The 18,446-nt window shown below is 56.4% G+C and carries 17 protein-coding genes; 3 read left to right on the top strand and 14 right to left on the bottom strand.

The genetic code is table 11. The features are described 5' to 3' along the window. The first annotated feature begins 54 nt into the window (after positions 1-54). Positions 55-2,304, top strand: coding sequence for a catalase HPII (katE, locus tag INF68_RS05670; RefSeq protein ID WP_126786180.1), 2,250 nt, complete (start codon positions 55-57; stop codon positions 2,302-2,304). A gap of 102 nt (positions 2,305-2,406) precedes the next feature. On the opposite strand, the gene chbG is transcribed toward katE, so the two are convergent. The 7 genes from chbG to osmE all read right to left on the bottom strand — a co-directional run bounded on the left by chbG (position 2,407) and on the right by osmE (position 8,257). Continuing rightward, complete coding sequence (gene chbG, locus INF68_RS05665; protein ID WP_126786181.1) at positions 2,407-3,156, bottom strand: chitin disaccharide deacetylase; 750 nt, start codon at positions 3,154-3,156, stop codon at positions 2,407-2,409. Positions 3,157-3,167: 11 nt separating this feature from the next. Further along, a complete protein-coding gene (locus INF68_RS05660; protein ID WP_047174052.1) occupies positions 3,168-4,523 on the bottom strand; it encodes a 6-phospho-beta-glucosidase in 1,356 nt (451 codons plus the stop codon). 109 nt (positions 4,524-4,632) lie between these two features. Continuing rightward, positions 4,633-5,475, bottom strand: coding sequence for a transcriptional regulator ChbR (gene chbR / locus INF68_RS05655; protein WP_071789366.1), 843 nt, complete (start codon positions 5,473-5,475; stop codon positions 4,633-4,635). A gap of 5 nt (positions 5,476-5,480) precedes the next feature. Continuing rightward, positions 5,481-5,828, bottom strand: coding sequence for a PTS N,N'-diacetylchitobiose transporter subunit IIA (gene chbA, locus INF68_RS05650; RefSeq protein WP_023311284.1), 348 nt, complete (start codon positions 5,826-5,828; stop codon positions 5,481-5,483). Between the two features lie 47 nt (positions 5,829-5,875). Continuing rightward, complete coding sequence (gene chbC, locus INF68_RS05645; RefSeq protein WP_023311283.1) at positions 5,876-7,234, bottom strand: PTS N,N'-diacetylchitobiose transporter subunit IIC; 1,359 nt, start codon at positions 7,232-7,234, stop codon at positions 5,876-5,878. Positions 7,235-7,313: 79 nt separating this feature from the next. Then, positions 7,314-7,631 carry a PTS N,N'-diacetylchitobiose transporter subunit IIB gene (gene chbB / locus INF68_RS05640; RefSeq protein ID WP_008500676.1) on the bottom strand — a complete coding sequence of 106 codons (318 nt, stop codon included), beginning with the start codon at positions 7,629-7,631 and terminating at the stop codon, positions 7,314-7,316. Between the two features lie 281 nt (positions 7,632-7,912). Continuing rightward, positions 7,913-8,257 carry an osmotically-inducible lipoprotein OsmE gene (gene osmE, locus INF68_RS05635; protein WP_010430142.1) on the bottom strand — a complete coding sequence of 115 codons (345 nt, stop codon included), beginning with the start codon at positions 8,255-8,257 and terminating at the stop codon, positions 7,913-7,915. Positions 8,258-8,489: 232 nt separating this feature from the next. On the opposite strand from osmE, the gene nadE reads away from it, so the two are divergent. After that, on the top strand, positions 8,490-9,317 hold the full coding sequence (gene nadE / locus INF68_RS05630) for an ammonia-dependent NAD(+) synthetase (protein ID WP_023311282.1): 828 nt from the start codon (positions 8,490-8,492) through the stop codon (positions 9,315-9,317). Positions 9,318-9,495: 178 nt separating this feature from the next. Then, entirely contained in the window at positions 9,496-10,374 is an 879-nt protein-coding gene (gene cho, locus INF68_RS05625) for an excinuclease Cho (protein WP_121931787.1), read from the top strand. On the opposite strand, the gene ves is transcribed toward cho, so the two are convergent. The 7 genes from ves to INF68_RS05590 all read right to left on the bottom strand — a co-directional run bounded on the left by ves (position 10,352) and on the right by INF68_RS05590 (position 18,060). After that, positions 10,352-10,909 (bottom strand): environmental stress-induced protein Ves, encoded by a 558-nt coding sequence (ves, locus tag INF68_RS05620; protein ID WP_023311280.1) that lies wholly within the window; start codon positions 10,907-10,909, stop codon positions 10,352-10,354. The two genes, cho and ves, sit on opposite strands and share 23 nt — an antisense overlap. Positions 10,910-11,206: 297 nt before the next feature. Next, positions 11,207-11,701 (bottom strand): ATP-independent periplasmic protein-refolding chaperone Spy, encoded by a 495-nt coding sequence (gene spy / locus INF68_RS05615; RefSeq protein WP_023311279.1) that lies wholly within the window; start codon positions 11,699-11,701, stop codon positions 11,207-11,209. Between the two features lie 335 nt (positions 11,702-12,036). Further along, positions 12,037-13,002 (bottom strand): succinylglutamate desuccinylase, encoded by a 966-nt coding sequence (gene astE / locus INF68_RS05610; protein WP_126786182.1) that lies wholly within the window; start codon positions 13,000-13,002, stop codon positions 12,037-12,039. Positions 13,003-13,012: 10 nt separating this feature from the next. Beyond that, positions 13,013-14,338, bottom strand: a complete 1,326-nt coding sequence (gene astB, locus INF68_RS05605) for an N-succinylarginine dihydrolase (protein WP_126786183.1) — start codon at positions 14,336-14,338, stop codon at positions 13,013-13,015. Then, positions 14,325-15,812: a succinylglutamate-semialdehyde dehydrogenase gene (gene astD / locus INF68_RS05600; protein ID WP_126786184.1), complete on the bottom strand. Its 1,488-nt coding sequence runs from the start codon at positions 15,810-15,812 to the stop codon at positions 14,325-14,327. The genes astB and astD overlap by 14 nt, the downstream gene beginning before the upstream one ends. Then, positions 15,809-16,843: an arginine N-succinyltransferase gene (astA, locus tag INF68_RS05595; protein WP_023311275.1), complete on the bottom strand. Its 1,035-nt coding sequence runs from the start codon at positions 16,841-16,843 to the stop codon at positions 15,809-15,811. Before astA ends, astD begins: the two co-directional genes overlap by 4 nt. Then, positions 16,840-18,060, bottom strand: a complete 1,221-nt coding sequence (locus INF68_RS05590; protein ID WP_193525277.1) for an aspartate aminotransferase family protein — start codon at positions 18,058-18,060, stop codon at positions 16,840-16,842. The genes astA and INF68_RS05590 overlap by 4 nt, the downstream gene beginning before the upstream one ends. Positions 18,061-18,446 lie beyond the last annotated feature (386 nt).

Raw genomic sequence — 18,446 nt, 5'->3', positions numbered from 1 at the left:
ACATTGTTCTATCCTTAATAGGGTTTTTAGCAATGGATAAAGGAGAAGCGTGCAATGTCGAACAAAGATAAAACTCATCAATCACCGATTCATGGCACTGAGGAATCTCAACCGGGTATGGACTCTCTCGCCCCTGCTGACGGCTCTCACCGCCCCTCACCTGGCCCTTCAGCACCGGGCGAACAGCCTACCGCACCGGGAAGCATGAAATTGCCGGAGACGGGAAACGAGAAGCTGAAATCGCTTGAGCCGCACCGCAAAGGCGGCGAAGGTTTTGCACTGACCACCAATCAGGGCGTGCGCATTGCTGACGATCAGAACTCCCTTCGCGCAGGCGCGCGCGGGCCAACCCTGCTGGAAGATTTTATCCTGCGGGAAAAAATCACCCATTTCGACCACGAACGGATACCGGAACGCATCGTCCACGCGCGCGGTTCCGCTGCGCACGGCTACTTCCAGCCCTACAAGAGTCTGAAAGACATCACCAAAGCGGACTTCCTCTCTGACCCGGATAAAATTACCCCGGTGTTTGTGCGCTTCTCCACCGTGCAGGGCGGCGCCGGTTCGGCAGATACGGTTCGGGATATCCGCGGCTTTGCCACCAAGTTTTATACCGAAGAGGGTATTTTCGATCTGGTGGGCAATAACACCCCGGTGTTCTTCATTCAGGATGCGCATAAATTTCCTGACTTTGTCCATGCGGTAAAACCGGAGCCCCACTGGGCCATACCGCAGGGACAAAGTGCGCACGACACCTTCTGGGACTATGTTTCCCTGCAGCCTGAAACCTTACACAACGTGATGTGGGCGATGTCAGACCGCGGCATCCCGCGCAGCTACCGCACCATGGAAGGGTTTGGTATCCATACCTTCCGCCTGATCAATGCCGAGGGGAAAGCCACGTTTGTGCGCTTCCACTGGAAGCCGGTGGCGGGCAAAGCCTCGCTGGTGTGGGACGAGGCGCAGAAGCTGACCGGACGCGATCCGGACTTCCATCGCCGCGAGCTGTGGGAGTCAATTGAAGCGGGCGACTTCCCGGAGTACGAGCTGGGTCTGCAGCTCATTCCGGAAGAGGACGAATTTAAGTTCGATTTCGACCTGCTTGACCCGACGAAGCTGATCCCGGAAGAGCTGGTGCCGGTACAGCTGGTGGGTAAAATGGTGCTCAACCGCAACCCGGATAACTTCTTCGCCGAAAACGAACAGGCCGCATTCCACCCGGGGCATATCGTGCCGGGGCTGGACTTCACCAACGATCCGCTCCTGCAGGGACGGTTGTTCTCGTACACCGATACGCAGATCAGCCGTCTTGGCGGGCCGAACTTCCACGAAATCCCGATTAACCGCCCAACCTGCCCGTACCACAATTTCCAGCGCGACGGGATGCACCGTCAGGATATTGATACCAACCCGGCTAACTATGAGCCGAACTCGATCAACGATAACTGGCCGCGCGAAACGCCGCCGGCGCCGAAACGCGGTGGATTCGAATCGTACCAGGAGCGTATCGACGGCAATAAAATTCGCGAGCGCAGCCCGTCGTTCGGCGATTATTACGCCCACCCTCGCCTGTTCTGGAACAGCCAGACGCCGATTGAGCAGCAGCACATCATCGGCGGCTTCAGCTTTGAGCTGAGCAAAGTGGTGCGCACCTACATCCGCGAGCGCGTGGTCGATCAGCTGGCGCGCATTGATATTCAGCTCGCCCAGAGCGTTGCGGATAACCTGGGCATTACGCTGACCGACGAGCAGCGCAACCTTGCCCCGCCGAAAGAGGTTAACGGCGTGAAGAAAGATCCGTCGCTGAGTCTGTATGCCGTGCCGGGTGGCTCGATTAAAGGCCGCGTGGTCGCCATCCTGCTGAACGACAAAACCCGCGCCAGCGACGTGCTGGGGATCATGCAGGCGCTGAAGACCCAGGGCGTGCATGCGAAACTGCTTTATTCCCGCATGGGGGAAGTGACCGCCGATGACGGCTCCGTGCTGCCGGTGGCGGCGACCTTTGCCGGGGCGCCATCGCTGACCGTTGACGCGGTGATTGTGCCGTGCGGGGATATAGACAGCCTGCTGACCAACGGTGACGCGGTGTATTATCTGCTGGAAGCCTACAAGCACCTGAAACCGATCGCGCTGTCCGGCGACGCGCGACGGTTTAAGGCGCAGCTGAAGGTGGCCGATCAGGGTGAGGACGGCATTGTCGAGGGAGACAACGTTGACGACGCCTTTATGACGAAGCTGTTTGATTTGCTCGCCGCGCACCGCGTCTGGTCGCGCAGCAGTAAGATTGACCAGATCCCGGCGTAAAAAATACCCTCACCCCGGCCCTCTCCCACGGGAGAGGGAGAAAACAATAAAAACGGTAACCCTGGTTACCGTTTTGCTTTTACCTCGCCACCGGGCTTTGTCTTAAAGATCCCCGAACGTCCCCAACCGATACCCACGCTCGGCAATAGCATACTTCAGCGACGCCGACGTCAGCACGTCCAGCTCCGCCAGGCGCGGCCAGCAGTAGGCGCTCTTACGTACGGTGTTATCGACAAAAGCAGGATGCGCCATGACCTCCAGCGATCGTTCCCCCCGCGCGGCGGAATCATCCAGCACCTTCAGGAACAGCGCTTCGTCGATCTCGTCGCCGTAAAATGCGCTGCTGAACCCCTCAGTGGTGGTCACGGCGCAGTCGGGCACGCCGTGCGCCTCCCTGTCCACGCGCATCGCCACGCCTTTACGCTGCGCAAACTCCGCGACAATCGGGAAAATCGCCGGGATCATATGCACGTGGTGATGGCTGTCGATGTGCGTCGGCGCCTTACCAAACGCGTCAATAAAGCGGTTGAACTGACGCTCCAGCTCGCGGGCAATCTCTTCGAGCGGCAGAGCGCCCTGCTCCGCCTGTTCCCAAATCCATTTGCCCAGCTGGCCGTCGCGCGTCAGGCCCGGCATTGGCGAAAGCGGCATCCCGAGCGTCAGCACAAAATGCATGCCGACGCCCAGCTCCGGCACCTCGCAGCTCAGCTGCGCCGCGTGTTCAACCGCCTCACCATTCACCAGTGCCGTGGTCGAGGTCACAACACCCCGGCGACAGGCTTCAATAATGCCGTAGTTCTGACCTTTCGAGAGGCCAAAATCATCAGCATTAACGATCAGCAGGTTTTCCATTGTGCGTCCTCTCAGTGGTGTTTGAACTTCAGCTTCTCGATCGTGGCGGCAAAGTTCGGCAACCATTTTTCATGCGCCAGGATCATCTCGCCGGCCAGCTGCTCCGCATCGCGGTCGGAATGTACCAGCGGGCTGAGGTTCAGCGCCAGCAGCACGTCATTGAGCTCGCCGCTCAGCGCCGCGTTGCTTGCCGCCACTTCAAAGCCTTTGATGGTGTGGATCAGGCCCATGACCTTATCATCGAAGTGGGTGATGCGTGGATGCGGTTTAGCGCCATCGCGTCCCAGGATGCAGGTCATCTCAACCGCCCAGTCCGCCGGGATATTGTCGATATGGCCGTGGTGCGGCACGTTGACATAGTGCTCCGCCTGCTTGTCGTTGTAGATGGCGTTAATCACCTCGCACGCCGCATCGGAGTAGTAGGCCCCGCCGCGCTGCTCCAGCTCTTTCGGTTTGACGTTCAGGTTCGGATCTTTATACAAATCGAACAGCTGCTTCTCGACTTTCTGAACGATCTGCGCGCGCGCGCCGCCCTTATAGTACTCTCCCATTTCGATGGCCAGCATCTCTTTCTGCTTGAAGTAGTAAAGCAGGTACGAGCACGGCAGCAGGTTCAGCGAGCGGATCAACCCTTCGCTGAACGGCAGGTCAAAGATGTTTTTCACCGATGCCGCCGTCAGGCGACCGGAAGCCACGCCGTCGAGCAGTTCGGCAAACCGTGATTTACCGTTCACGATCACGTCTTTAATGAATACCATGTGGTTCAGGCCGAACAGGTCGATGGAGAGATCGTCGCTGTCGGTCAGCGCCAGCACGTCGCGGATAAACATCTTCATGCCGATCGGAATGTTACAGACGCCGATAAAGCGTTTGAAACCGGTATGACGATAGACCGCCTCGGTCACCATCCCGGCCGGGTTGGTGAAGTTAATCACCCACGCGTTCGGGCAGATCTCCTGCACGTCTTTGACGATGTCGAAAATCACCGGGATGGTACGCAGGCCTTTGAACAGACCGCCCGCGCCGTTGGTCTCCTGCCCGAGATAGCCGTGGCTCAGCGGGATACGTTCGTCCAGCTCGCGCGCCTTCAGCTGGCCCACGCGCAGCTGGGTGGTGACGAAATCCGCATCTTTCAGCGCCAGACGGCGATCGAGGGTTTTATGCACGGTCAGAGGCACGCCCGCTTTCTCCACCATGCGCTGGCACAGGTCGAAAATAATATTCAGCTTTTCCTGACCTTCCTCAACGTCAACCAGCCATAATTCGCTGACCGGTAATTCATGATAACGTTTCAGAAAACCTTCAAGTAATTCCGGGGTATAGCTGCTGCCGCCACCAATGGTTACGACTTTTAATTTCTTCTGCATAATATCTCCCTTAGCGTATCAGGTTAATCGCCTGCAAGGTATAGCGTACTCTTCCCGCTATTTTGGCAAGCCATTAAAGCAATATTTGTGGCGGGTAATCCGCCGAAAGTTAATTAATTACCGTTAAATTCTTCCGGTAACTGTTCGGTGTGAATGAAGTCAATTTTTTAAAGGTCTTAATAAACAGGCTTGGACTACTGTATCCTGACTCGTAAGCAATATCGGTGACAGAGTAGTTGGTAATTTCCAGCTGTTTCTTGGCAAAATTAATGCGGATTTCATTAATAATTTGCACGGGTGTTTTACGATAATAGCGCTGCGTCGCGCGGGTCAGATATTCCTGGGATTTCCCCGACAGTGACACCATATTTTCCAGCGCATTTTCGCTGAACTGGCCTTTATCGTGCATCAGCTCAACGGTGCTGCGCAGCCACTGTGGAATATCATCCGTCACCTGCTGCTCCTCACGATGATGGCGCAGCCTGTTCATCACGTAGAAGGTCACCGTTTCAATAAACTCATCAAATTCATTGTCGCGGAAGTTAAGCGAGGCGATAACCGTTTCAATCCAGGTCATAAACTCGTTTTTGACCCGATAGACCTGGGAGGCCACAAAGCAGAACGGCACCAGCGGCAGATAGTGCTTCTCAAAGAAGCGTCTGCTGACGCCCACGTTCAGAATACGGGTGGCACCAAATTCGTAAAAGCTCTGGTGATAAGACCCCATCGGCAGGAAGACAAAATCTCCTCGCTCAAGCAGGACGCGCTTACCGTTGATCTCCTGGTAGTAGCGGCCGGTCAGAACAATCGTGAACTCGTAGTAGTCATGCTGGTGCAGACCGCTGGCGCTCTCCGTCTTGTTGTAGATAACCACGTGAAAATTTTTGCCATTAAACAGCTGCTGTTCAAGTGCGGTTTTAATTTCCATCGTGCTGACCTCCTGCTGCGAAATCCGACTCAGTGCATTTTCTCGTGAAGCTCGATGAGCTCCGCCACCAGCTCACGCGCCAGCATCGAGGTCATCAGGTGATCCTGCGCGTGGACCAGCACCAGGCTGACCTTCATCTTCCCTTCGCCCTGATCGCCTTCAATCAGCTTTGTCTGCACCAGGTGCGCTTCGTTGAGCGCCGTGCGGGACTGGTCCATCATGGTTTTCGCGGCGGCGAAATCCCCCTGTTTAGCCTGCTTCAGTGCGGCATAGGCCAGGCTGCGGGCCTGTCCGGAGTTGATGATAAGCCCCATCACCACTTCTTCGAGATCGTTCTCGACGGCTTCGTCTGCGACAATACTATCCAAATCTAACATGTTTAAGCTCCTTGTGGCTGGCGCGGGCTTCCCCGCGCCGGTCAATCTTAGAATTTCAGTGAGAGGGCAATATCCTCTTCGCTCTCTTCTTCATCAATAATGGTGGCGGCTTTGTTGGCAATCGCCACGAAAGGCATGTACAGCAGGGTGGCAATCCCAAGGTTGAATATCGCCAGCAGGAAGGCTGCGACACTGCCGTTAGTGTTGAAGAAGGCGCCCAGACCCGCCGGCATGGTCCACGGTGCAATGTTGGTGACCGGTGGAATGATGCCCATGTAATACGCCGTCAGGGTGATCGCGGCCAGCAGCGGCTGAATCAGGATGAACGGAATGAACATTACCGGGTTCATGATGATTGGCAGACCGAACAGAATCGGTTCGTTAATCTGGAAGATGCCTGATGGCAGCGCCAGCTTCGCGACCTGACGATAGTCAGCACGACGAGAGACAATAAAGACCGCGATGATCAGACCCAAGGTCGCCCCGGTACCGCCCAGGAAGATATAGGAGTCAAGCATCGGCTTCGCCCACACATGGAAGGTTTTACCCGCTGCCAGCGCCGCGTCAACGGAGCCGTACTGCTGGTAAAGCGCAACGTTTTCCAGTGCCCAGGGGGTCATAATCCCGCTGTCCAGCGCGGCCAATGCCAGTGAACCATGCACGCCAAAGAACCACAGCAGAGAAGTGAAAATCACATACGCCCAACCGACCACGCCACCCATCGACGCCAGCGGCGTAGAGATAGAGTCCATGATGATCTGGTGGAAGTTTGTGCCCCAGTGGGAGAGCGCCCAGGCGATAATCCCCATGATGGAGAGAATAATGAAGCCTGGAATCAACGCGGAAAATGAACGAGAAACGGAAGCCGGTACGCTATCCGGCAGGCGGATAACCCAGTTGCGGCGGATAATAAAGGTGAACATTTCTGCCACCACCAGGCCGATAACAATACCGGAGATGATGTTGGCCCCGCCCAGCCAGTTGGCACCAACGGCATAGGCTTCACCCACGCTGTAAGGCGTCACGGTCATAAAAGCGGCGACGGATAATAACCCGGCAGCCAGCGGATCCACTTTACGCTCTTCTGCCAGTGCCATCCCAATAAAGAAAGGCGCCATCAGCGACATAATCCCTAACGTACCGTTATAGACGTTGCCGCCAATGGCTTTAAAACCATTAAGGGTTTCAATAGTGGAAGCGTCTAACCGAATTCCTAATGAATAAAAGAAGGAACCTTCACCAAAGCTCAGAAAAACGTTGTTAATTAAAACGAACATGGCCCCGGCCAGCGTCAACGGCATTAATTTAATAAAGCCGTTTTTGATGGCATTAACGTGAGGCTGCTTTCCTATTTTAACAGCAAAAGGAAGGAGTACCTTTTCAAGTGAAGCGATGACTTTACTCATAGGAAAATACCCTTAAATGCCGTAACGCATGTTACGGCGTATTGTGTGTGAAATAACTCTTTGACGGGAAAAATAAAAATTAATTAGCAGCTTTTTTAATGGCTGCCACAGCAGCTTTAAGAACACCTAAACCATCAATCTTGCCGTACAGCCCCGAGTCGATCACTTCGACCGGTTTATTGGGTAAAAGTCGTTGAATTTCGGGCAACATATAGGCAATTTGTGGCCCCAGTAAAACAACATCGGCTGTCTGGCCTTTTTCGCCCGCCAGCGTCTCTGGAAACGCTTCAATCACCACAGGGACTTCATACTTTTCAGCCTGCGCACGCATCTTTGACACCAGAAGCGACGTTGACATGCCCGCTGAGCAGAACAGGTAGATATGTTTCTTTTCCATCGTGATTTCCCTCTTATATAACTACCTGCCATCGCGCTATCACTCGACTCGCTGTCCCGGCAGACAGGTAGCTTGCGTACTGTTGTTTATCGTTGGAGTGAGTATACGCAATGGTACAGACAGGGGATAATTCTGGATACACTAAAATTGTCTCTCATTGACCTGGCTTGTTGACTCCCTTCACATTTCGGGCAAATAATTCGCGCAAAGAAATAAGATTTTCTGATGCATAAAAAAACCGGCCCATGGGCCGGTTTGTTAACATCCTCAGGCAAGCAGGGTTACTGCGCCTTAGGTGCCTGCGGATCGGTGTCGTATTCAGCACAGGTCTGATAGCCGGAGTTGATCACATGACCGGTATCATCCAGGGCGACGAAGTAGGTTTCTGCCTTACCATCACGTTGACCCAGGATATAGGTCTGGCAGGTCCCCTTCGCATGAATCATGGTCACTTCAGAAGAAGGTTTACCGGCAATCGCAGCTACCTGCGAACGGGTCATGCCTTTTTTAACGTCTTTTACTACGGGCTGCGTAAACTGATCCTTGGTGCGATCGTAAGCCGTACACCCTGCCAGCATAGTCAGTACCGCCGCTGCGCTAAGAATTCCTGCTACGTTCTTGTTCATATTCCGTCCTCTTGTTTATCAGCGTGTTATCTAAGCATGGGATAAAAAGTACTATTGTTCAACTTTGTGGATTACGCCAGACGAATTTCGGAAAATTCTAATAAAACAACGATAACCTGCTAAATCGGCGCAAATTAGCGCACTCGAAACTGTGATCCTTGTCGTTTCTCGCCCAAAGGGTTAGTTTTAACAGCTAACACATTCTGTTTATGTACTGCATATGGAGGGCGTGATGGCTCTGCAACAAGAGATTATTCAGGCACTGGGCGCGAAGCCTACGGTAGATGCACATGAAGAGATCCGCCGCAGCGTGGATTTTTTAAAATCGTACTTAAAAAAGAACGCGTTCCTGAAATCCCTGGTGCTGGGCATCAGCGGCGGCCAGGACTCTACCCTGACCGGTAAACTCTGCCAGATGGCGATTTCAGAGCTTCGCGAAGAGACGGGTGATGAGAAACTGCAGTTTATCGCGGTGCGTCTTCCTTATGGCGTACAGGCGGACGAGCAGGATTGCCAGGATGCCATTGCCTTCATTCAGCCTGACCGCGTGCTGACCGTGAATATTAAAGGCTCGGTGCTGGCAAGCGAGCAGGCGCTTCGCGAAGCGGGCATTGAGCTGAGCGATTTTGTTCGCGGCAACGAGAAAGCCCGCGAGCGCATGAAAGCGCAGTACAGCATCGCAGGGATGACCAAAGGCGTTGTCGTCGGCACCGACCATGCGGCAGAAGCGATCACCGGTTTCTTCACCAAATACGGCGACGGCGGCACCGACATTAACCCGATCTTCCGTCTCAACAAGCGTCAGGGTAAGCAGCTGCTGGCCGCGCTGGGCTGTCCTGAGCATCTGTATAAGAAAGCGCCGACAGCGGACCTTGAAGACGATCGCCCTTCCCTGCCGGATGAAGCGGCCCTTGGCGTCACCTATGACAACATTGATGATTATCTGGAAGGCAAAAAGCTGGATGAAGGTACCGCGAAAATCATCGAAGGCTGGTATCTGAAAACCGAGCACAAGCGCCATACGCCAATTACGGTGTTTGACGACTTCTGGAAAAAATAAAGCAAAGCGGTAACCAGGTTACCGCTTTTAATGTTTGCGCCCTCTCCCGTGGGAGAGGGTTGGGGTGAGGGCATCAGGCCGCACGTCCTGGCCGGGTAAGGCGTAGCCGCCACCCGGCTCTTTTTTAACCACCACACTCCTGCTACACTGTATACCTGAACAGTATATGGAGCAGTATGTGAGCAGGCGTCAATCCGCCCCGCGTCTTGAGTTTGAAGCGGCGGCTATCTACGAATATCCCGAACACCTTCGCCCCTGGCTTGAGGCGCTGCCTAAACAGCCGGGCGTGTATATCTTTCACGGTGAAAGTGACACCCTGCCGCTCTATATCGGCAAGAGCGTTAACATTCGCAGTCGGGTGTTATCCCATCTGCGTACGCCGGACGAGGCCGCCATGCTGCGTCAGTCGCGACGCATTACCTGGTTCCAGACGGCGGGAGAAATGGGGGCGCTGCTGCTGGAGGCGCGGTTGATCAAAGAACAACAGCCGTTGTTCAATAAGCGCCTGCGCCGCAACCGTCAGCTCTGCTCCCTGCAGATAAACGATGGCAAGCCGCAGGTCGTCTACGCGCGCGACGTCGATTTTTCTCATGCCCCAAATCTCTATGGGCTGTTTGCCAATAAACGCGCCGCGCTCCAGGCGCTGCAGACGCTGGCGGACGATTTACAGCTTTGCTACAGCCTTTTAGGTCTGGAGGCAACCACCCGCGGACGCGCCTGTTTTCGATCAGCGCTGAAGCGCTGCGCCGGTGCCTGCTGCGGGAAAGAGAGCGTTGAGGCGCATCACGCCCGGCTCCTCACCGGTCTGGCGGCCATCAGCGTAAACTGCTGGCCCTGGGAAAGCGCCGTTGCGCTAAAAGAAGTGGGCGAGGCAATGACCCAGTATCACATCGTCAACAACTGGCTCTGGCTGGGCGCTGTCGACGACATCAACGACGCGGCAACCCTGCTGCGCACGCCCGCCGGATTTGACCACGATGGCTATAAAATTCTCTGTAAACCGGTCCTGGCAGGAAAGTTTGAGATCATTGTGCTCAATGACCCGGCAGCCACGTGATTTCGCTGAACAATAAGGTACCCTGAGCCTCCAGCAGACGCAGCGTATGGGTACCCTCCTCCCAGCTGGCACCCTGATCGGCCGTCAGCAATTTATCGCCCAGCTGCCACGCCCCGCTTAGCACAAACACCACGCCCCCGCGTGAGCCAAAGGTGGTAAAGGTTCGGTCAGCAACGCGCACCTTCGCCCGGCAGCAGTCGCGCCGGGTCATGATATTAAAGTCCATCGCCATCCGCCCGTCTGAAAGCAGCGCTTTCACCGGCAAATCGCCGGCAAAACTGTAGGGCTGATGATGCTTGAGGGTATGGGAGAACGCCTGACCCGCGTCCAGCGTCACCTCTCCCCCTTCCAGCAAGGTAATCACCCGGTCAACACCGGGAAACGAGGAGAATTCGCCGTTGCTGGCAATCGTCGCGATACTGGCGCGCCAGTGAAAATCGCGCGTCGCGGGAGGGAAGCAGCAAATCTCACGCGTTTCGCCAGCACCATTGCGCCAGAGGCTGACCGGCATCTTACGGATATCAAAGAACTCCATCACCACTCCTGAATGGCACAACCCGTGCCAGGGCAAGGATATCGCTATCGTTGCTGTCTTGTTTGTTATCGTTGGGTATTCACAGAAACAGTATCGGCAGCAGAGCGGGCAGGCCTTAACGGAACGTTAATAAAAATTCTAACGCCATGACTCTGCAAACATTCTCTGAAGCGACTACAGGAGGATACCGCGCTGGCGGCGGCAGGCAAGAGGGCAGGAAAGAAAAACCGCCGGTCCTGTCCACAGCGGTTGCGCTTTTGTGGACAGGATCCCGGCGGTCTTAAGAGTGTGAACCGATTATTCGGTTGGTGCTGGCATTTTACCTTCCATCGCCGGACGTTCTGTCAGACGCTTCTCAAAATTCGCATTAAATTGTTTTTTCTGTTCCGGGGTCAGAATGTTGTAGATCTTGTTCTGGGTTTCCATGTGAGCCAGCATGCGGGCTTTGTGCTGCTCGGCCATTTTGTCGATCTGCGCTTCGGCTTTCGCCTTATCGAAGCTGTCGCTGGCGATGATGTCATGCATTGCACGACGCTCTTCAAGCGGAGGACGTTTCATCTGGTCGCGTTCCCCTTTTCTGATGTCGCGGATCTGCTGCTTCTGCGCATCCGTCAGGTTGAGATCCTTAAACATCATCATCTCGTTGTGCATACCCGGACCTTTATGATGCATCATCATTTTGCCTTCAGCAGGCGCGGCAGTCGTAGTGGTCGCAGTATCTGCGGCGAACGCCATGCTGGTAGCGCCCAGAGCCAGGGTAGAAGCAACAAACAGTGCAGTAAACTTACGCATAATTTATTTCCTTTCTTTCAGTTATTCTTCGGCGCTATGCCGTGTTGACGAGATTAACTTTACGGGGTTTATCGTCAATTAGTCAGAGCAACGGTAAAACAATGAAAGTGTAAAAAACAAATTTTCGCCAAATGTGGAGGAAATAAGGATAAAGCGTGGAGAGTTGCAACAAAAATATTCAATTCTATGATTTTAAAGAGATTTATCAGAAGTATAGCGAAGTGCAGATCAATAATAAAGCAATTCACCAGGAATATTCTGCAAAATAATCGCAAGCGATTTAATCGTTAAGAAAAGTTTTTTACCCCCCTCCCGGATGATGAGAGGGGAAAGGTTCAGGATATTTTTTCCAGCATCAGCCCGGCCCGCAGGCCAAACGCGACGGTGGGGTTAGGGAACAAGACATACTCGGTGGTGTTCTGCACCTCGTAACGTTCCTCGCCATCCTCAGCCAGCAGCGCCCCTTTGCGGAACGGGGTGAAGTTCAGGGTGTGCGCGGCCATGTGGAGCTGGAAAGCATCGCTGCGGCGCGTGATCTGCTGCACGACCCGATACCGCTCAACGGGCTGATGCGCGTGCTCGGGAGCCGTTCCTCCCAGCAGCGCCCGAAGGGCGAGATGCGTAGGCGCAAAGCGGGTCAGATCGTTCTGGCCGAACGGCAGCGCTTTTCCCAGCTCCAGCGTGCAGGCCAGCGCAGAGAAACGTTCACAGGTGAAATGGGTAAAGGTTCCGCCCGGCGACTGATGAAATACCAGCGCCTCCAGCCCGGCGTCACCCAGCCAGCTCAGGAACGCTTCATCCCACGGCTGATTGCGCTGCGGCAGAACGCCGAAGCGAACGTGGTAAGACGCGCGGATTGCCGTGTGCAGATCCAGATGCCAGCGCGCCGGCCCCGCGGCGGCAAAAAACGCGGTCACGACGTTCTCCAGCCACTCGGCCCGCGCCGTTTCATCGCTCTGGGGAAACTGCGACCAGCGGCCGCCGAACATGCGGTTAATGTCGCTCACCAGATACCGTTTGTTTTGCGCCAGCGCAGGGGGATTGCCGAGCACCACCAGCACGCGGCACTTTAGTTCGATCTCATTGCGATACAGCGCACGCAGCAGCAGATCAACAATCTCAACGGGCGCGGTTTCATTCCCGTGGATACCCGTTGAAAGCAGCAGCGAGAGATCGCTTTTTACGGTCGGCGTCAGCTCAAGCACCCCGCGCCCCAGCCACCGCCAGCGAAATGAGGGGCCGTCCCCCTCTTTCTGTTCCGGCGTCTCATCGGCCAGGGTCAGCGCCAGTAAATTTTCCATATCCACTCCTTTAGCGCTGGAACGGGTAAACCGATCCCAGCTGCAGGATTGTCGATAACGCGTCCAGCGCCTCGCGTCCTTCACGCAGAAGCTGCGGGTCAACCAGATCCGCCTGCGTCAGACGATCGCGATAGTAGCGATCGACCCAGTCATTCAGCCGCGTAAAGAGCGTATCGTTCATCATGACCGCGGGGTTCACCGCCTGCATTTCGTCCTGAGTCAAGACCACACGCAGACGTAAACAGGCTGGCCCGCCGCCGTTGGCCATGCTTTCGCGCAGGTCAAACACGCGCAGTTCGTCAATCGGGTTATCGGCCTTCACCAGATCCGTCAGGTAGCGCCACACGCCTTTATGATCCCGGGACTCCTGCGGCAGGACCAGCATCATGCTGCCATCGTCACGGCTCAGCAGTTGGCTGTTGAACAGATAGGTTTCTACCGCGTCCTGCACGCTCACCGCCTCCGTTGGCACCTGGATTGGCGTGAAGCCGCGCACGCGCTCATGCAGCGTGGCGAGCAGCTTCTCCTGATGGGCAAACGCCTGCTCGTGGCAGAACAGCACCTGGCGGTTAGAAACGGCAATCACGTCGTTATGGAACACGCCCTGGTCAATCACATGCGGGTTTTGCTGGGCAAAAACCACCTGGGAAGGATTGACCTGGTTCAGGCGGGCAACCGCCTGGCTGGCCGCCAGCGTCTGACGAGCAGGATAACGGGTTGGCGCGGCGTGGCCCCCCTCTTCTCGCCCATAGATAAACAGCTGCAGGCCCGGGTCGCCATAGTCGCCTCCCAGGCGGTTATGGTTAGCCGCGCCTTCGTCGCCAAACATCGCCACCTGCGGCAGAGCCTGATGCACCTCAAAATGGGCGTCATGGTTGAAAATGGCGCGCAGCACGCGCTCGGTGGTTTCCGCTTCGGTGGCGCGGTGGAATTTATTGTTCAGGTTCGCCACCGTCAGATGAACTTTGCCATCCAGCGTGTCGGCTGACGGTGCGACGGTCGCGGCGTTTGCCACCCACATCGAGGAGGCGGAGCTTGCCGCGGAGAGCAGATGCGGCGTCTGCGTACCCGCTTTTTCGACGACCTGCTCATCGGTACCGCTAAAGCCGAGCTGACGAAGGACAGCCACGTTCGGGCGTTCCTGCGGCGGGATCACCGCCTGCGGGAAACCGGCATCCGCCAGCGCCTTCATCTTCAGCAGCCCCTGCTTCGCCGCCAGCTTCGGGTTCGACACCTGAAAACGGTGCTTCGTCGAGGCTTCATTACCAAAAGAGAGACCGGCATAGTGGTGCGTCAGCCCCACCAGCCCGTCAAAGTTAACCTCACGCGCTTTCATGACGATCCCCTCCGGTAAAATCCAGCCCCGGGTTAAGCGTCTCCGGCAGCGTCAGCGCCGGGGTTTCCAGGCTCGCCATCGGCCACGCGCAGTAATCGGCGGCATACCACGCGCTGGCGCGATGGTTGCCCGACGCGCCTACACCACCGAACGGCGCGGTGCTCGCGGCCCCGGTCAGCGGTTTATTCCAGTTCACAATCCCGGCACGCGCTTCCAGCAGCAGTTGGTCAAACTTCTCGCGATGCGGCGAAATCAGCCCGCTCGACAGGCCGTAGCGGGTGTTGTTCGCCATCGCAATCGCCGCATCGAAATCGTCGTAACGCCAGACGCACAGCAACGGGCCAAAGACCTCTTCATCCGGCACGTTGCTTGCGCCGCTCATCTCTACGATGCCCGGCGTCAGCAGCGAAGCCCCCGGCTGAACCTGCTTCGGCTCCAGCAGGGTTTTCGCGCCGCGCGCGACGTGGTCCTGCCAGGCCATAAGCACGTTCAGCGCGGCCTGTTCGGAAATCAGCCCGCCGATAAACGGCTGCGGGTCGGCATCCCATGCGGCAGGCACCAGACGCGCGCTCACTTCAACCAGACGCTTCAGGAAGGCATCCCCCTGTGCGCCCCGTTTCACAAGCAGGCGGCGGGAGCAGGTACAGCGCTGTCCGGCGGTAATAAAGGCAGACTGAATCGTCAGGTGCACCGCGGCGTCGATATCATCAGGGTCTTCCACAATCAGCGGGTTGTTGCCGCCCATCTCCAGCGCCAGGATTTTCTCCGGCTGCCCTGCCAGCTGGCGGTGCAGCTGATAGCCCGTACCGGCGCTGCCGGTAAACAGCAGACCGTCGATATCGCTCAGCGCGCTCAGCGCCTGACCGGTTTCCCGCGCGCCCTGAACCAGGTTCAGCACGCCCGGCGGCAGGCCGGCCTGTTCCCAGAGTTTGACCACCGCCTCGCCGGTGAATGGCGTGAGCTCGCTCGGTTTGAAGATGACGGTATTGCCCGCCAGCAGCGCAGGCACAATATGGCCATTCGGCAGGTGTCCCGGGAAGTTATACGGGCCAAACACCGCCAGCACGCCGTGCGGACGGTGACGCAGCGTGGCCGCGCCGTCCGGCATGTCGGTGTGCTGTTCGCCGGTGCGGGTGTGGTACGCCTTGACCGAAATGGCGATTTTGTTGATCATCGCCGTCACTTCGGTTGTCGCTTCCCAGCGCGGTTTACTGGTTTCAGACGCGATGATGCGCGTCAGTTCGGCCTTGTTTGCCTCCAGCAGCCCGGCAAACTTTTCAACAATTTCCTGGCGCACGGCGAAAGGCTGTTTTGCCCACGCCGGAAACGCGCGGCGCGCGGCACGGCAGGCTTGTTCCACCTGCGCGGCGCTGGCGTCATGCCCCTTCCAGAGCACCTCTTTTCCAACCGGATTGGTCTTTACGCGCTCTTCGCCTTCGCCCGTGACCCAGTCACCGTTAATCCATAATGTCATGCTGTTTTCTCCTCAGGGCAGAGACGCACCAGGCGAACCGTATCGCCGGCGTTACATTTCAGGGCATCCAGTTCTGCAGCCGTCAGCACCAGACGTTCACATTTCGGGTTGGTACGCACCAGCATGGCGCGGAAATTGGCGTAATTTTCGTTCGATACCAGACAGGCGGGCCAGTCACCCGGCGCGGGCTGACCTTCAGAGACCTCAACCAGACGGCTTTTACGGATCGCGCGCACGCGGTCGATATCGCACTCAAGCGTTGGGCCGCCGTCAAAGATGTCGACATAGTTCCGGTAGCGAAACCCCTCTTTCTCCAGCACCGCGCGGGCAGGCGCGGTCTGCGGATGGACTTCGCCAATCACCGCCTGCGCTTCCGGGCTGAGGAAATGGGTATAGATAGGATGCTTCGGCATCAGTTCGGCGATAAAGGCTTTCTGGCCGGTGCCGCAGAGATAGTCCGCCCGGCTGAACTCCATCGAGAAGAAGCGCTCGCCCAGGCTCTCCCAGAATGGCGAGTAGCCGGTGTCGTCGATCACGCCGCGCATCTCCGCGACCACTTTTTCGTTAAAGCGATCGCGGAAGGCGGCCATAAACATAAAGCGCGATTTGGAGAGCAGATAGCCGTTGCCCTCTTTGCGCCACGCCGGGTCGAGGAACAGCGTGCATAGCTCGCTGGCGCCCGTGTGGTCATTGCAGAGAAACAGAGTGGGCAGCGCGTTATAGACGTTCAGCTCTTTCGAGGCGTGAACCATGGTGCCGACGCGGTAGTTGTACCAAGGGTCGTTAAGCCCGACGGCCACTTCAATGGCGCAGATCCCGGCCACGGTCCCCGTGTCGGTGTCTTCCAGCACGAACACATACCCCTGTTCGCTTTTTGGCAACGTCCCCTGCCAGGTTTGCAGGGCGCGCTCAATGCGCGCCGACAGCGTTTTTTCATCGGCAGGAAGCGAGGTCAGCCCGCCTCCCGTCTTACCGGCAAGCTGCATGAGCCCGGCGAGATCGCCGCGCTCAACGGGACGGATGACCATCATGATGACACCCCGGATTTCACTTTTTCACACGCCAGCGCAAAACGGTCCAGACCGGTTTGCACCTCTTCCTCGCTGACGATCAGCGCGGGCGCAAAACGCACCACGTTGGCACCGGCAATCAGCACCATCACGCCCACTTTTGCCGCTTCCTGTGAAATAAGTTTAGCTTTACCGGCAAACTCAGCGGTGAGCTCGCAGCCGATTAACAGCCCCAGGCCGCGAATTTCTTTAAACAGCCCCGTTTTGCCGTTGATGGCATTCAGGCGCTCGACAAACCAGTCGTGACGCTGCTTAACGCCTTTCAGCACCTCAGGCGTGTTAATGATGTCGAGAACCTGCCCGGCAACGGCGGTGGCCAGCGGGTTGCCGCCGTAGGTGGTGCCATGGGTGCCGACGGTCATCACGCTGGCGAATTTATCGGTGGTCAGCGTCGCGCCAATCGGGAAGCCGCCGCCGAGCGCTTTGGCGGTCGAAAGCACGTCCGGCGTCACGCCGTAGTGCATATAGGCATACAGCTCGCCGGTGCGGCCCACGCCGGTCTGGACTTCGTCGAAAATCAGGACCGCGTTGTGGCGATCGCACAGCTCGCGCAGCCCCTGCAGGAAGGCTTTTTGCGCCGGAAGCACGCCGCCCTCGCCCTGCATCGGCTCGACGATCACCGCGCAGGTGGTGTCGTTAATCAGCTCGCTGGCGGACTGCAGATCGTTATAGATACCGTGGCGAATATCCGGCGGCAGCGGGGCAAAATCCTGCGAGTAGGAAGGCTGGCCGCCCGCGCTGACGGTAAAGAGCGTGCGCCCGTGGAAGGCGTTTTTAAACGCCACGATGCCGCTCTTGTGGGTACCAAATTTATCGTGCGCATATTTGCGCGCCAGCTTCAGCGCCGCTTCGTTGGCTTCCGCCCCCGAGTTACAGAAAAAGACCTTTTCGGCAAACGTCGCGTCGATCAGTTTTTTGGCCAGGCGCAGCGCGGGCTCGTTGGTAAAGCCGTTGCCGGTATGCCAGAACTTCGCCGCCTGGTCATTCAGCGCCTGACGCAGCGCAGGGTGCGCATGCCCCAGCGCGTTGACCGCAATCCCACTTGCAAAGTCGATATACTCTTTACCCTGCTGATCCCACAGGCGCGAGCCTTCCCCACGAACCGGAATAAAAGCCGCCGGAGCGTAAACCGGCATCATCCATTCATCGAAATTTTCACGCGTAATTGACAGAGACATAGCGACCTCATCCGGTAAATAAAAAGTTATTTGAATGTTAAATAATTGAGTGTTTGCACTGTGAATGTAGATTGCAGCCTTCGTGCCAGCCAGCGATAAAATTGCATAAACGGGTTGAGGTAACAGAATATCAATAAGTTACAATATGGAGTTATTCACTTTTAGTGCATAAAAAGTGAATATTTTTACGACAAGCGGCGCTTTGCCGCATGAAAATCAGAAAGAGTATGCACAAGCCAAATATAATTCTGGAATTGTGATCGCTCGCGAAATTTATCGGTCATTTACGCCCTGTTTGAGGGCGATGCGCGTCAGAATGGTGCAAATATTGCACCACCGGCATTATCTGTCGCAGTTATTGGCCGAACCCGGTAACAGTTGACGCA

Origin of the sequence: Enterobacter cloacae complex sp. P16RS2, assembly GCF_014982155.1 — a bacterium.
Lineage (GTDB): Bacteria > Pseudomonadota > Gammaproteobacteria > Enterobacterales > Enterobacteriaceae > Enterobacter > Enterobacter cloacae_M.
Note: the sequence above shows the minus strand (reverse complement) of the source record. Positions and strands in the feature narration are given on the sequence as shown.